Raw genomic sequence first — 12,889 nt, 5'->3', positions numbered from 1 at the left:
CGCCACCCAGTTGGCCCCGAGCCTCCCCCGTGCGCTCCAATGGACGGATATGTCCACTCTCAGCGTCTCCCTGATCCTCCTGGCCGCCGTGGCCCACGCGGCCTGGAACATCCTCGCCAAGGGGATCCGCGGGGACGGGACGCTGTTCGTCTGGTGGTACGGGCTCGTCTCCGCCGTGGTGCTGGTTCCCGCAAGCCTTTTGGAGCCCGGGGCGTGGCAGGCCTGGGGCTGGCCGCTCGTGGGCGCCGCGGTGGTCTCCGGGCTGCTGCACACCGTGTACGGAATCGCCCTGCAGACCGGGTACGAGCGCGCTCCCCTGGGCGTGGTCTACGCCGTGGCACGCGGCACCGGGCCCATGATCACCATGCTCGTCGCGGTGCTGCTCCTGGGCGAGGCGCTGTCCCCCACCGCCGCCGCCGGGGCCGTCGCGGTGCTGGTGGGCGTGGCCGTGGTGGCCACGTTCGGCACCCCCACCACCTCCGCCGAGGACGACGCCGCCGCGCCCGCCGACCGCCCCTCCACGGGGCACGACGCCGCCCCCGCCCCGAAGCATGGCGCGTCCCTGACCGGCGTGCTCTGGGGTGCCGTGGTGGGTGCGTGCATCGCGGGGTACACACTGTGGGACGACCACTCGATGGCCACGCTGGACCTCCCGCCCGTGCTGTACTTCGCGCTGACCTCCGTGGTGCTCGTGCTGACCCTGACCCCCCGGGCGTGGCGGCAGCGCACCCGGATGGTGGAGTCCTGGCGGCTGGACCGCGTGAAGATCGTGACCGTGGGTCTGCTCTCCCCGCTCGCATACATCCTGGTGCTCTTCGCCATGCAGTCCACCCCGGTGGCCCTGGTGGCGCCGCTGCGGGAGTCGAGCATCGTGGTGGGCTCGCTGCTCGCGTGGTGGATCTACAAGGAGAACCGTCTGGTGCCACGGCTCATCGGCTGCGCGGCGGTGCTGGCGGGCATCGCACTGATCTCCGTCTGACCGGGACCCGCTCGGCCCGCACAGGCCCCACCCGAGCGGGCCTGGGCGGGGTGACCCGAGCCAGGGGGCGGTGCGGGACCGCGGCGACCGGGCATCGTCGCCCGGCTGGGCCCAGAAGAAACTTGCCACGGCATGGAATAAGGCCCCGGGAGCGGGCCGTTGCGCGTGGCATGACCACGATGAAGGCGCAGACCTATCAGCAGTACGGCGACCCGTCCGTCCTGGAGCTCTCCGAGCAGCCCCTGCCCAAGGTGGGGCCCGGCGAGGTCCTGGTGCGGGTCAGGGCGGCGGGGATCAACCCGGTGGACTGGAAGGTGATGTCCGGCGGGCTGGACCCCGTGATGAACGCGCAGTTCCCGGTGGTCCCGGGCTGGGACGTGGCCGGTGTGGTGGTGCAGAAGGGCTTCGACACCCCCGGCGTCTCCGAGGGGGACGAGGTGATCGCCTACGCCCGCAAGGACTGGGTCCACGGCGGCACGTTCGCACAGTACGTCTCGGTACCCGTGCGGGCGCTCGCTCCCAAGCCGGAGAGCATGTCCTGGGAGCAGGCCGGGGGCCTGCCGCTGGCGGGGCTCACCGCGTACCAGGTGCTCACCCGGCTGGGCCTCGCGGAGGGCAAGACCGTGCTCATCCACGCGGCCTCCGGCGGCGTGGGCAGCATGGGTGCGCAGATCGCCAAGGCCTTCGGCGCCCGCGTGATCGGCACCGCGTCCGCCCGGAACCACGACTACGTGCGCGGGCTCGGCGCAGAGCCCGTGGAGTACGGTGACGGCCTCGCGGAGCGCGTGCGGGAGCTCGCCCCGAACGGCGTGGACATCGTGGCGGACTTCGTGGGCGGCGTCCTGGAGGACACCCTGGCCGTGCTCGCCGAGGGCGGCCGGCACGGCTCCATCGCGGACCCCTCGGTGGAAGAGCACGGCGGCCACTACATGTGGGTCACCCCGGACTCCGGGCAGCTCACCGAGCTCGCCCGCCTCGCCGACGCCGGCGAGCTCACCGTCCGCGTGGACCGCACCTTCCCGCTCGAGCAGCTCCCGGAGGCGTTCGCGGCCAGCCAGGAGGGCCACACCGTGGGGAAGATCGTGGTCACGGTGGACTGAGCCGCACCTTGCTCCCCGGGGGCCGCGCCGACCTCAGCGGCACGACCCCCGGGGCCCGGACGCCGCCGACCGGATCAGCGCGGGGCCATGCGCAGGGCACCGTCCATGCGGATGGTCTCGCCGTTGAGGTAGTCGTGCTCCACGATCATCCCTGCGAGCTGCGCGAACTCCGCGGGCTGCGCGAGGCGGTGCGGGAAGGGCACGGACTCGGCGAGCGCTGCCCGGAAGTCCTCACCCACGCTGCCGAGCATGGGGGTGTCCACGATGCCGGGGGCGATCGTCATCACGCGCACGCCCTTGGACGAGAGGTCGCGCGCCGCGGCGATGGTCAGGGAGTGCACGCCGCCCTTGGACGCCGCGTACGCCGCCTGGCCCACCTGCCCCTCGAACGCGGCTACGGATGCGGTGTTGATGATGACACCGCGCTGCCCGGCCTCGTCCACGGGGTCCTGGGCGGTCATCACCTCAGCGGCGAGCGCGAGCACCGTGAACGTGCCCACCAGGTTGATGCGCACCACGCGCTCGAACAGCGCGAGGTCGTGCACGCCGTTGCGGCCCACCACGCGCGCGGAGGGTCCGATGCCGGCGCAGTTCACCACGGTGCGCAGCGGCGCGATCTCCGCGGCCCGGGCGACGGCGGCCCGCACCTCGTCCTCGCTGGTCACGTCCGCGGCCACGTACGTGAGCCCCTCCACCCGGGGGGCCTTCTCGATCCCGCCGGGCAGGTCGATGCCCACGACGTGCGCGCCGAGTGAGGTGAGCCGCGCCGCGGTTGCCGCCCCCAGCCCGGAGGCCGCTCCCGTGACGATGGCCGAGGTCCCCGTGATGTCCATGCTCGCTCCTGCCCTTGTGGTGCGCGGCGCACGACGCCGCCCGGTTGCTGTCCCGGCCGATCGTACGGTCCGTGCGGAGTAGTTCACGTCACATTCCGGCTGACACCCACAGGTTTTCCTCCCCTCTCCGCCGGGCCGCCGTGCGGCACGCCTTCTCCATCTCTACCAATCCGGTCCGCCTCCCCCGACCGCTGCATTTTTTGTGACCGCGACCACACTGTTCCCGGCCCCTGCAGTACCTTGGGGGAAAGTTCTCCCCCGGGTCCCGGCGACCCTGCGGCCACCCAGCCTCACTGCTCGCCGGCGCGGCACCGGAACCCCAGCACCGGAACGAGGAGCCCATGAGCGAGACCACCGCGACCGAGCAGTCCGTCACCGAACGCTTCCGCGCCGCACGGGACCAGTTGCTGCGGCTGCGCACCGACCTGGACGCCGCGCACGCCGAGTTCGAGTGGCCGCGGTTCACGCACTTCAACTTCGCCCTGGACTGGTTCGACGCCCTCGGCACGGGCGAGGAGGCGGGGCGCGAGGCGCTGGTGATCGTGGAGGAGGACGGCACCCAGACGCGGCGCACCTACGCCGAGCTCTCCCGGCGCTCGTCCCAGCTGGCCACCTGGCTGCGCTCGCAGGGCGTGCGGCGCGGGGACCGGGTGATCCTCATGCTCGGCAACCAGGTGGAGCTGTGGGAGACCATGCTCGCGTGCACCAAGCTGGGCGCGCCCATGATCCCCACCACGGTGATGCTCGGGGAGAACGACCTCCGGGACCGCGTGGACCGCGGCAACGCCTCGTGGGTGGTCACCTCCCGCGGCAACGCCCAGAAGTTCGCGGACGTCCCCGGGGACTTCACGCTCGTGGTGGTCCCGGACCGGCCCGACCACCGGGTGCGCCCCACCTCCAACGCGTTCTCGTCCCCCGCCGCGGGACCGGCGCGCGACGACGACGCCGCATCCAGCTCCGAGTTGGCCCGGGAAAGCGCAGCGGCGAGCACCCCGAACAGGGCGGCGGGCGGGGAAGGCGGCGCAGCGGCGTCGTCGTCCGGGGAGGCGGAGCTGGAACCGATCGGCGGGCACCGGGTGCTGGACTGGACGCGGTCCATCGAGGGGCCGGAGACGTTCGAGGTGCTGGAGCCCTCCCCCGCGGACGCCACGCTGCTGCTGTACTTCACGTCCGGGACCACGTCCCTGCCCAAGCTCGTGGAGCACACCAACACGTCCTACCCGGTGGGGCACCTGTCCACGATGTACTGGATCGGGCTGGAGCCGGGGGACGTGCACCTGAACGTGGCGTCCCCGGGGTGGGCCAAGCACGCGTGGTCCAACTTCTTCGCACCGTTCATCGCCGGGGCCACCGTGTTCCTCTACAACTACACGCGCTTCAACGCCGCGGCACTGATGGACCAGATGGAGCGGGAGCACGTGTCCTCGTTCTGCGCGCCGCCCACGGTGTGGCGCATGCTCATCCAGTCGGACCTGGGCCACCTGAAGCACCCGCCGCGCAAGACCGTGTCCGCAGGGGAGCCGCTGAACCCGGAGATCATCTCGCGGGTGAAGGCCGCGTGGGGCACGGACATCCAGGACGGGTTCGGGCAGACCGAGTCCTCCCTGCAGATCGCCAACACACCTGGGATGCCCGTGAAGCCCGGGGCCATGGGGCGGGCGCTGCCGGGGTACGACGTGGTGCTGATCGACCCCAGCACGGAGGAGGAGAACGAGACCGAGGGCGAGCTGTGCCTGCGCCTGGACCCCCGACCCGTGGGACTCACCCCCGGGTATGCCGGGGACCCCGAGAAGACCGCGGAGGCGTTCCGGGGCGGGCTCTACCACACGGGCGACGTGGTCTCCCGGGACACCCACGGGGTGTTCACGTACGTGGGACGCGCGGACGACGTGTTCAAGGCCTCCGACTACCGGCTGTCCCCGTTCGAACTGGAGTCCGTGGTGATCGAGCACCCCGCCGTGGTGGAGGTTGCCGTGGTCCCCTCCCCGGACCCCCTCCGCCTGGCCGTGCCCAAGGCGTACGTGGTGCTCGCGGACGGTCACGAGCCCACGGCGGAGACCGCGGAGAGCATCCTGCACCACTGCCGGGTGAACCTCGCGCCGTACAAGCGCATCCGCCGCCTGGAGTTCGCCGAGCTGCCCAAGACCATCTCCGGCAAGATCCGCCGGGTGGAGCTGCGGAACCGGGAGGCGCTGCTGCACCCGGACGCACTGGACGGTTCCGGTGCCGCAGCGGGTGGGGCCGACGGTGGGTCCGGCTCGGAGTCCACGGCGCACGAGTCGGTGGAGTACGCGGACACGGATTTCGCGTCGTTGCGGGGACAATAGTTTCTGTGGGAATAACTTGCGGTCCCGAGGACTTCTGGTGGGTGAACGGCCCCGTGGCCGCCACCACCGCCACCGCGGGGCCCGAGCCACCGCACACCAGAAAGCGAGACGACGTGAAGAAGATCGGCTTCCTGTCCTTCGGGCACTGGACACCCAGCCCGCACTCGGCCACCCGCTCCGGGGCGGACGTCCTGCTGCAGAGCATCGACCTGGCGGTCGCGGCAGAGGAGCTCGGGGCAGACGGCGCGTACTTCCGCGTCCACCACTTCGCGCACCAGCTGGGTGCTCCCTTCCCGCTGCTGGCCGCGGTGGGGGCCAGGACCTCCAGCATCGAGATCGGCACCGGCGTGATCGACATGCGCTACGTCAACCCGTACGCGTTCGTGGAGGATGCGGGATCCGCGGACCTCATCTCCGGCGAGAGGCTCCAGCTCGGCGTCTCCCGGGGGTCCCCCGAGCAGGTGGTCGACGGCTGGCGCCACTTCGGCATGGAACCCGCCGAGGGCGAGACCGAGGCGGACATGGCCCGCCGCCACACCGAGAAGACCCTGGAGCTGCTCGAGGGCAGGGGTTTCGCGCAGCCGAATCCGCGGCCCATGTTCCCCAACCCTCCCGGACTGCTGCGATTGGAACCCCACTCCGAGGGGCTCCGGGACCGCATGTGGTGGGGAGCGGCGTCGGACTCCACCGCGCGCTGGGCGGCCGCCCGGGGAATGAACCTCATGAGCTCCACGCTCAAGACCGACGAGTCCGGGGAGCCGTTCCACGTGCAGCAGGCCAAGCAGATCCGCGCGTTCCGTGAGGCGTGGGCGGAGGCCGGGCACGGCCACGAACCCCGCGTCTCGGTCTCGCGCAGCATCTTCGCGCTGGTCAACGACACCGACCGCGCGTACTTCGGGGTGAACAGGGAGAACTCGGACCAGGTGGGTGTGATCGACGACGTCCGCTCCGTGTTCGGCCGCAGCTACGCCGCAGAGCCGGAGCAGCTTGTGCGGGAGCTCGGGCAGGACGAGGCGATCGCGGAGGCGGACACCCTGCTCCTCACGGTTCCCAACCAGCTGGGCGTGGCGTACAACGCGCACGTCATCGAGTCGATCCTGACCCACGTGGCACCGGAGCTGGGCTGGCGCTGACGGCCATACGCGCCAGGGGTGACGACGCGGCGGACAGGTTCCGCCGCGGCGTCGACCCTGTGCGCGGGCAGGGTCGCGTACTGGCATCCTGGCGATACCGCGCCTGCCGGCTGCACGGCCCAGCAGGCCACCCACCAACGGAGGAGCACCCATGGGCACAGGGCACAACTTCTACCACCGCGCGTGCGACATCGCCTCCGGGGAGGACATCGTGGGCATCACGGTGCGGGAGAACGGCAACGTGGAACTGGAGTACGGGGAGCTCCCCGAGAACCTGCGGTGCAACTGGGCGGGTTTTCTCTACGACCTCTCGCTGACACCCGCGCTGGTGGACGACCTGCACCCCGACCTCCGGGTTGTCTCGGCCCACCTGCGGGGCGGCTACGGGCACTTCGTCGTGTCGGACGGAACCACGCAGCGCGAGTACCGGCACGAGATTATCCCCGTGGACCGCCCGCCCGTCGCACTCGACCTCACCCACCAGGACCCAAGCGCGGAGCCGCAGGGAGGAAACGCCTTCTGGGACGACAAGATCCCCACCGGGTTCATGGAAGAGCTGAGGGGCACCTTCCCGGACGGGGAGCCCAGCGGGAAGTACCTCAGGGCGGTGTGATCCCCCAGCGGAGGCGATCTCTTGCCGTCGCCGGGCGGGGACGAACCGCGACGCTGCCGGGTTGCGGTGCTCCCGGCGTGCGTTGCTCCCCGCTCTCAGCGCGCGCGGTTCAGTTCCCGCAGCAGCGCGTCCCCGTCCGCCACGTCGAAGAAGGCCACGGGCGAGGGGCGCCCGGGTGAGAAGCCCTCCATGCCACTGTTGAGGTAGGCGGTCTGGAGGCCTGAGCTGCCGAAAATGACTTCCACGTGCACGCCGTCACGGTGTTTCCGCACCTGCGCGGACTCGTCCTCCACGCGGACGTCCGAGATTTTTCGGTCACCCTCAACGACGATGGCGCGGGTGTCCGTGAGGCCGTAGACCGTGTGCCGTTTGCGCCGGGCCTTGACGACAAACCGCCCGACAACGAAGTACAGGCCCATTGCCACGAAGAGCAGCCCCACAAGGGGAAACCACCCGGGACGGCCGTCCTTTGTGAACGCCAACCACGTCCACCACACCGCGAACGCGCACCACAGGACGCTGAAGGGCACCAGGAAGGCGTCGAAGGGCATGAAGTGCACGCGCGGGTCGGGCTGGCCCGACCACAGAAGCTTCTCGCCGGGACGCAGTAGGGGTTGCAGCCGCTGCTGGGGGTTCTCCACAGGGGCAGTATGACACCGGCCACACCCACCCGGTGCAGATAGACACGTCCCAGTGCCCGTAGCGCATTCCTGCCACCCCGCGCGGTGGCGAGACCCGGGCGTAGGCTTGCCGGGCGTCGTCGTCCTCCGGTGGCGACGCCGCGTCCAGCCCCGCCGCGAAAGGCCCCCGGTGAGCACCTCTACCTCGCCCGCTGAAACCCCCGAGACCACCGCTCCCGCACGACGCCTGGGCTGGGCGGGACTGGCGCTCACGCTCCTGCTCCTCGTGGCGGGCTTGCTGTGGGCCAAGTGGCTCCCCTACGACCTGAAGGCGCACAAGCTCGCGGAGTCGGGAGTGTGGGACGGGAAGGCGATCTTCGGCGCGGCCGGTTCCTCGCCGTCACTGCGGGGCGCGCTCGACTTCACCGTGGTCTACCTCAAGGCCGTGTGGAAAGCGGCGACCGTCGCCCTGCTGGTGGCCGCCGCGCTGGAGTCCCTGGTGCCCCGGCGCTGGCTGCTGCGGGCCCTGAGCCGCCGGACGTCCTGGGGACAGGGCATCTCCGGCGCGCTGCTCGCTCTGCCCAGCATGATGTGCACGTGCTGCACAGCCCCCGTGGCCGTGGGTCTGCGCCGGTCCGGGGCGCCCGCGGGCGCGACCATGGCCTACTGGCTGGCCAACCCGCTGCTCAACCCCGCGGTGCTCGTCTTCCTGGGGCTCACCATGTCCTGGCCGTTCGTGACCACGCGCGTGGTGGTGGGCATCCTGGTGGTGCTGGTGGGGGCCGTGCTCGTGAGTCGGCGCTTCGCCACGGTGGAGGTGGAGACGCCCGAGGCGCTGCCCGCCGATCCGCAGACGTGGGGCGAGATGCTCGCCCGCTTCGGCAGGGCGCTGGGCCGCTACCTGGTGGTGCTGGTGCCGGAGTACGTGGTGCTCGTCCTGCTCGTCGGGTTCTTCTCCGGGTGGCTCTCGAACTTCGCGGCACTGAGCCAGCACGCCGGACCGCTCGCGCTGCTCCTGGTGGGCGTGATCGGCGCCGCCCTGGTGATCCCCACGGGCGGCGAGATCCCCGTGCTCGTGGGTCTCACCGCAGCGGGCGCCAGCTACGGCGTGGCCGGGGTCCTGCTCATCACCCTGCCCGCGCTGAGCATCCCATCCATCGTGATGGTGGCCCGCCACTTCGGGGTGCGCACCACGCTGCTCGTCACCGGCTGGGCCGTGGTGGGCGGTCTCCTGGCAGCCGGGGTCCTGGTGGTGCTGGGCTGACGACGCCGCCCCGTGAGGTCCGAGCAGAAACCGTGCGCCGCGGTGGCGTCAGACCGTCCCCGGTGACCGCGTGGGTGACTCAGAAGTCGAGCGTCTGGTACGTCTCGTGCTCGTTGTTCTCCAGCGCAGGGATTGCCTGCCCCACACCCCAGCGAGTGAAGTGCTCGGAGTTCACGTGTGCCTTGAAGGCGTCCTTGTCCGCGTAGACCTCGAAGATGCGGAACACGCGGGGCTCCTCCGGGCTCTGGTACGCCTGGTAGTAGAGGTTCCCGGGCTCCTCGCGCGCCGCCGGGGAGAGCTGGGCGAGCGCGTCGCGAACGGTCTCCTCCTCGCCGGGCTTCGCGGTCCAGGTGGCGCTGCAGACGAAGGCCATGGGGTGTCCTCTCTCGACGTCGACGCCGGACGGTCACCGGCCCGGCTCATGCTACCGATCCGCGCGGGTGGGGTTTGTGATGGAACTGGCCGGCACCCCTGTAGCCGAGGGCGCATGCGGGACTCCGGGACTCGCCTGCATCCCCCACCTCCGCCGTCTCGCCCCGTCCGGCGGTCAGGATGGTGGGCATGATTCGGATCGAGCACTTGACCAAGCGCTACGGCGGGTTCACCGCGGTGGACGACATCTCTTTCGTGGCGCAGCCCGGGCGGGTCACCGGGTTCCTGGGCCCCAACGGGGCGGGCAAGTCCACCGCGCTGCGGATGCTCACCCACCTCACGCCCGCCACCTCCGGGAGCGCACTGGTGCTGGGACGCCGCTACGAGGACCTCCCCAACCCGAGCCGCCACGTGGGCGTGATGCTCGACGCCGCCGCCCAGCACCCCGGGCGCACCGGGCGGGAGGTACTCCAACTCGCCGCCACGATCACCGGCATGGGCCGGTCCCGGGTGGACGAGATGCTGGACCTGGTGGGGCTTGAACGCTCCGAGGCCTCCCGCCGGGTCAAGAACTACTCCCTGGGCATGCGCCAGCGCCTGGGCCTCGCCGGGGCTCTCATGGGCCGCCCGCAGGTGCTCGTCCTGGACGAGCCCGCCAACGGTCTGGACCCCGCGGGCATCCACTGGATGCGGGGCCTGCTGCGGGACTTCGCGGAGCAGGGCGGTACGGTGCTGCTCAGTTCTCACCTGCTGCACGAGGTGGAGCTCATCGCGGACGACCTCGTGATGATCGGCCACGGCCGCATCGTGGCGCAGGGCCGCATGGCAGACCTGCTCACCTCCCGCCCCGGCTGCGTGGCGGACGCCGAGGACCGGGCGGCCTTCGCGAACGCGCTGAGCGGCGCGGGCATCTCGTTCTCGGGACGCACGGACGGTGCCGCGGAGATCGAGGCCGACGCCGCCCGCGTGGGTCGCGTGGCGCTCGACGCCGGCGTGCCCCTCACCCTGCTCCGCCCCGCCGATGGCACCCGGTTGGAGGACATGTTCCTGCGGCTCACCGCGGACACTGCCCGCACCTCGCCGGGCGGCAGCATTCCCCACCAGGACCCGACGGATCGGAACGCACCCGTCCGGCAGGACACCGTCCGAGAGGAGACCCGCGCATGAGCACCGCACCCGCTACTCCGAAGACCAGCACTCCCTGGGGGCAGCCCGCTCTGGAGGGGCGGGGTCTGCCCTTCACCACCCTCCTGCGCGTGGAGCTGCGCAAGCAGGTGGACACCCGTGCCGGCCGCGGCCTCCTGATCGCCATCGGCGTCCTCACGGTGCTCGTGCTGGGCGGCTTCATGTGGGCGGCGCGGGAGTCAGGGGCACCCCTCTCGCTGCTGTTCGACCTCACCACCACCCCGCAGGGCCTCCTGCTCCCCGTGCTCGGCATCATCACCGCGTGCAACGAGTGGAGCCAGCGCACCGCTCTGATCACGTTCACCCAGGAGCCGCGAAGGCTCCGGGTGGTGCTCGCCAAGCTGCTCTCCGCCGTGGTGCTGGGCACCGTTGCCGTGCTCCTGGCGTGGGTGCTCGCGCTCGTGGCCTTCCTCGTCCTGGCCGCGATCACCGGCCAGCCCCTCACGCCGGACCCCGACTGGGGACAGCTCGCCGGTGGCTGGCTCACCCAGATGCTCGTGGTGCTGCAGGGTGTGGCGTTCGGTCTGGCGCTGCTGTCCGTGCCGCTGGCGATCGTGGCCTACTTCATCCTGCCCGTGCTGTTCACCACCGCCACCATGCTCGTGCCGGCCCTCCAGGACCTCGGCGCCTGGGTGGACCTGAAGGTGGCGGCCGCTCCGCTGGCGGCGGGCGTGGACCTCACTGCCGCGCAGTGGGGTCAGCTGGGGACCTCCTCGCTGCTGTGGATCGGCGTGCCGCTGCTGATCGGGCTCTGGCGGGTGCTCACGCGCGAGGTGAAGTAGGGCCATCACGGGCGGGCTCCTCTCAGGCCCGGGAGGCAGCCCGCTCCATCCGCACCACGCCGTCCGCGAGCTCGGCCACGTCCGTGTCGTCGTGGGTCACGACCACCGCCGTGCGCCCCGCGAGCACACGCCGCAGCACCGCGCGCATGCGCGGCCGGGCGGCCACGTCCAGCGCACTGAGGGGCTCGTCCAGCAGGATCACCCGGGGCTCCGCCGCCAGCACGCGCGCAATCGCCACCCGCTGCGCCTGACCTCCCGAGAGTTCCTCCGGGCGCCGGTCCGCGAACTCCTCCGCGCCCACCTCCCGCAGCCACTCCAGCGCACGACGCCGCCCGGCCGCCTTCCCCACGCCCCTCACCCGGGGGCCGAACGCCACGTTGTCCAGGACGCTCAGGTGCGGGAACAGCAGGGGCTCCTGCGCCATAAGGGCCACCCCGCGGCGGTGCGCGGGAACCCACACGGGACGCTCACCCGACTCAGCGGACACCACGCACCGGGAACCCACGTGCACGCTCCCCCGGTCCGGGGCGAAAAGCCCGGCGATGATCCCGAGGACGGTGGACTTCCCCGCACCGTTGGCCCCGAGCAGTGCAACCGTGGTGCCGGGAGCCACCGTGAACTCCGCCGCCACCCTGCGCCGGTCGTGGGCCACGTCCACGCGCAGCCCGGCAGGTCCGCCCGGTGTCTCCTCCGGGCCCTCGACCGCGCCCACGCCGGGGTCCGGAGGCCCACCTCTCGATTCCGCCACGGAAGGGGTCGGAGCACCAGCCAGCTCCGCACCCGCCTCCGGGGAGTGGCCCCCTGCATGCGGCCCCTCATGGGACGGGCCGCCCGGTTCCTGAGCGCCGTCCCGTGCGAACCACCCGGTGAGGGTGGCGCGGAAGCCTGCGCCGCGGCGTCGTCGTGCCGGGGTGCTGAGACCCACGACCAGCAGCGCGACCAGGACGAGCAGCAGCGAGAGCGCCACGGCGGCGTCGGGATCGGTCTCCCGCTGCAGGTAGATCTCCAGCGGGAGGGTGCGGGTGACGCCCTGGAGGCTGCCCGCGAACGTGAGGGTGGCCCCGAACTCGCCCAGGCAGCGCGCGAAGGACAGCGCCGCCCCGGACGCCAGGGCGGGCAGCACGAGGGGGAGGGTCACCCGGAACAGGGTGCGGGTGGGTGAGGCGCCCAGCCCGGCCGCCGTCTGCTCGTAGCGGGTGCCCACCGTGCGCAGCGCGCCCTCCAGGGACACCACCAGGAAGGGCAGCGCCACGAACGTCTGGGCGAGCACCACCGCCGTGGTGGAGAACGCGATGTCCACCCCGGCGGCGGCGAGCGGACGCCCCAGGAAGCCCATGCGCCCGAAGGTGTGGAGCAGGGCGATGCCGCCCACCACCGGGGGCAGCACGAGCGGCAGCAGCACCAGGGAGCGGAAGAGCGTGAGACCCCGGGCCTTGGAGCGCGCCAGCACGAGCGCCAGCGGGCAGCCCAGCACCACGCACAGCACCGTGGAGGCCACCGCCGTGCGCAGGCTCAGGGACAGCGCCGCCACCGACGACTCGCTGGTGAGCAGCCCTCCCAGGCGCCCCCAGTCGATGCGCAGCAGCATGCCGACCAGCGGCAGGAGGATCAGCGCACCTCCCACCGCTGCCGGCAGCACCACCCACCGCGGGGTCGCGGCGAAACCGTGGGTCACGGGGCG

Annotated in this window: 12 protein-coding genes; 8 read left to right on the top strand and 4 right to left on the bottom strand. The window is 71.9% G+C overall.

Going from position 1 to position 12,889, the window contains the following annotated elements:
* The first annotated feature begins 49 nt into the window (after positions 1 to 49).
* Positions 50 to 979, top strand: a complete 930-nt coding sequence (locus tag Q4A22_RS00775) for a DMT family transporter (RefSeq protein ID WP_303176621.1) — start codon at positions 50 to 52, stop codon at positions 977 to 979.
* Between the two features lie 179 nt (positions 980 to 1,158).
* Positions 1,159 to 2,079 carry an NADP-dependent oxidoreductase gene (locus Q4A22_RS00770; RefSeq protein WP_303176952.1) on the top strand — a complete coding sequence of 307 codons (921 nt, stop codon included), beginning with the start codon at positions 1,159 to 1,161 and terminating at the stop codon, positions 2,077 to 2,079.
* A 74-nt stretch (positions 2,080 to 2,153) separates the two neighbouring features.
* Here the strand turns inward: Q4A22_RS00770 and Q4A22_RS00765 are convergent, their stop codons facing one another.
* Positions 2,154 to 2,912 carry an SDR family NAD(P)-dependent oxidoreductase gene (locus Q4A22_RS00765; protein WP_303176620.1) on the bottom strand — a complete coding sequence of 253 codons (759 nt, stop codon included), beginning with the start codon at positions 2,910 to 2,912 and terminating at the stop codon, positions 2,154 to 2,156.
* Positions 2,913 to 3,253: 341 nt separating this feature from the next.
* On the opposite strand from Q4A22_RS00765, the gene Q4A22_RS00760 reads away from it, so the two are divergent.
* From Q4A22_RS00760 to Q4A22_RS00750, 3 genes are all read left to right on the top strand, one after another.
* Positions 3,254 to 5,239 carry an AMP-binding protein gene (locus Q4A22_RS00760; RefSeq protein ID WP_303176619.1) on the top strand — a complete coding sequence of 662 codons (1,986 nt, stop codon included), beginning with the start codon at positions 3,254 to 3,256 and terminating at the stop codon, positions 5,237 to 5,239.
* A gap of 113 nt (positions 5,240 to 5,352) precedes the next feature.
* Complete coding sequence (locus Q4A22_RS00755) at positions 5,353 to 6,372, top strand: LLM class flavin-dependent oxidoreductase (protein ID WP_303176949.1); 1,020 nt, start codon at positions 5,353 to 5,355, stop codon at positions 6,370 to 6,372.
* Positions 6,373 to 6,523: 151 nt separating this feature from the next.
* Positions 6,524 to 6,985, top strand: a complete 462-nt coding sequence (locus tag Q4A22_RS00750) for a hypothetical protein (protein WP_303176618.1) — start codon at positions 6,524 to 6,526, stop codon at positions 6,983 to 6,985.
* Between the two features lie 95 nt (positions 6,986 to 7,080).
* Here the strand turns inward: Q4A22_RS00750 and Q4A22_RS00745 are convergent, their stop codons facing one another.
* Positions 7,081 to 7,626 (bottom strand): hypothetical protein, encoded by a 546-nt coding sequence (locus Q4A22_RS00745; RefSeq protein ID WP_303176617.1) that lies wholly within the window; start codon positions 7,624 to 7,626, stop codon positions 7,081 to 7,083.
* Positions 7,627 to 7,795: 169 nt separating this feature from the next.
* Here Q4A22_RS00745 and Q4A22_RS00740 point away from each other — a divergent pair, with 169 nt between their 5' ends.
* Positions 7,796 to 8,869, top strand: coding sequence for a permease (locus tag Q4A22_RS00740; RefSeq protein WP_303176616.1), 1,074 nt, complete (start codon positions 7,796 to 7,798; stop codon positions 8,867 to 8,869).
* 79 nt (positions 8,870 to 8,948) lie between these two features.
* Here the strand turns inward: Q4A22_RS00740 and Q4A22_RS00735 are convergent, their stop codons facing one another.
* On the bottom strand, positions 8,949 to 9,242 hold the full coding sequence (locus tag Q4A22_RS00735; RefSeq protein ID WP_303176615.1) for a putative quinol monooxygenase: 294 nt from the start codon (positions 9,240 to 9,242) through the stop codon (positions 8,949 to 8,951).
* 188 nt (positions 9,243 to 9,430) lie between these two features.
* Between Q4A22_RS00735 and Q4A22_RS00730 the strand changes: the two genes are divergently transcribed.
* Both Q4A22_RS00730 and Q4A22_RS00725 read left to right on the top strand, forming a co-directional pair.
* Entirely contained in the window at positions 9,431 to 10,408 is a 978-nt protein-coding gene (locus tag Q4A22_RS00730) for an ABC transporter ATP-binding protein (RefSeq protein WP_303176614.1), read from the top strand.
* A complete protein-coding gene (locus Q4A22_RS00725) occupies positions 10,405 to 11,208 on the top strand; it encodes a hypothetical protein (RefSeq protein ID WP_303176613.1) in 804 nt (267 codons plus the stop codon). The genes Q4A22_RS00730 and Q4A22_RS00725 overlap by 4 nt, the downstream gene beginning before the upstream one ends.
* Before the next feature lie 22 nt (positions 11,209 to 11,230).
* Here the strand turns inward: Q4A22_RS00725 and Q4A22_RS11810 are convergent, their stop codons facing one another.
* Positions 11,231 to 12,883, bottom strand: coding sequence for an ABC transporter permease (locus Q4A22_RS11810; protein WP_368410534.1), 1,653 nt, complete (start codon positions 12,881 to 12,883; stop codon positions 11,231 to 11,233).
* Positions 12,884 to 12,889 lie beyond the last annotated feature (6 nt).

Source organism: Kocuria sp., from assembly GCF_030530945.1.
Classification (GTDB): domain Bacteria; phylum Actinomycetota; class Actinomycetes; order Actinomycetales; family Micrococcaceae; genus Kocuria.
This window is presented reverse-complemented; position numbering and strand designations above follow the sequence as displayed.